This window comes from Kosmotoga sp., from assembly GCF_982836095.1.
This window is the reverse complement of sequence record NZ_CEYIHJ010000165.1, coordinates 2,747-4,141: the sequence shown is the minus strand read 5'-3', so window position 1 is coordinate 4,141 and position 1,395 is coordinate 2,747. Positions and strand designations below refer to the sequence as shown.

Annotated in this window: 2 protein-coding genes and 1 pseudogene; all 3 read left to right on the top strand. The window is 39.9% G+C overall.

What is annotated here, in order from left to right; all coding sequences use genetic code 11:
• Positions 1-220, top strand: a pseudogene (locus tag AC3LHT_RS09325) (hypothetical protein); the annotation flags it as partial.
• Between the two features lie 165 nt (positions 221-385).
• A complete protein-coding gene (locus AC3LHT_RS09320) occupies positions 386-898 on the top strand; it encodes a hypothetical protein (protein WP_488662697.1) in 513 nt (170 codons plus the stop codon).
• A 136-nt stretch (positions 899-1,034) separates the two neighbouring features.
• A partial coding sequence (locus tag AC3LHT_RS09315; RefSeq protein WP_488662696.1) for a hypothetical protein occupies positions 1,035-1,395 on the top strand: 361 nt, incomplete at its 3' end.

Sequence of the window (1,395 nt, the reverse complement as noted above, 5' to 3'; positions counted from 1 at the left end):
TGGAAAGCTCTATGCAATCGCAGATGTTGGTGTGCTGTTTTCTGTCTTCGAAGGGATTGTACCAAATCTGGCACTGTTAAGAATTGGCGCTGGTATGAAGCTCGGAAAACATGCTTTTTCTGAAGTCTCGGGCATAATATTGCTGCAAAATGAGTCGGATACTTTTGGTCAAGCATTAAGTGGAAAGATGTTCGACGTTGAAATTGGATATATCTTCTAATTCAAATTAGCTGAAAAACTTAGCGAGTAAGTGCTATTTCCTCGTTATTTTTGTTAGAGAACCAAATTTATGTTCAAAAAAATATAAAAAAATGCATATCAACTCTCACCTGTGCACCAGGTTCAGTCTTGCAAAGCATATGATCTTATCGGAGGTGAGCTTGATATGAGAAGAATATTGTTGGGCATCATGATTGTTGCTTTTGGCATTACCGCTTTTGGAGCTTTTTCCGTGGGGCTAAATGGCTTAGGTGTTCTTATTACTTATAGTGAACTACCAAGCCCAGGAGTAATAATTGTTCCGGATTTTTCAAACACTTTGATTATTTTAGGTAGTTTAGACTTTAGGGCTTCATTCAGTTGGCTACATGCTGGTTTGATGATGCCGTTTGCGCAATACGCGAGAAACCTTGAAACCGGTGAACATGCTTTTTCACCTTTACCGTTTCAGATGATTTATCTTTATGCGGGCCTTCATCACAGTTTTAATAAACTGTATGTGCTAGCGGATGTTGGTACGATGGTGGTAGGACCATACACCGGGCTACCACTTTTAAGAGTAGGTGGAGGACTAAAACTCGGGAAACACTTTTTCCTTGAGGCAGGCTTTATGAAATGGTTGGTACCAGTTGATATATCATACAAAAATTTTGATGTGGAATTTGGATACGAATTCTAAAAACATTTTGATTTTTCAGAAACATTTGGATGGTTCAAATGTTGACTTATTTCCAAAAAAGTGTTGCACAAGTCCTGTATTTCCATTGTTTTTTTTCTTTCGGCGTGTAATATAAAGCCGAGGAGGTGATTGTACTATGAAAAAGGTATTACTTAGTACTTTGGTCATCGTTGTAGCGGTACTGGCCTTTGGAAAATTTTCCCTTGGTGCAAATAGTCTTATAGCTGCAAGCTATGTGATTGATCCAGGTGCAACCCCCTTTGTGGGGGTCGTTGAAAGTATCGATGCTCGGGTTACACTTGGAATGTTTCATGGAGGCTTAATGACCCCATTCATGATATTTGCTTTCTCATCTGATATGGGATCTAACATGACTGCCTTTCCCCCAGGGCTTGTTTGGTATGCCTACGCTGGCGGGCACCTACCCTTTGGAAGAATGTATGCTATTGGCGATTTGGGAGTGTTAGTTTCTCTTGGTGGTGTATTACCCAATTTTG

Coding starts and splice junctions, on each gene's coding strand:
- AC3LHT_RS09320 (WP_488662697.1), top strand. CDS start 386: ATGAGAAGAATATTGTTGGGCATCATGATTGTTGCTTTTGGCATTACC.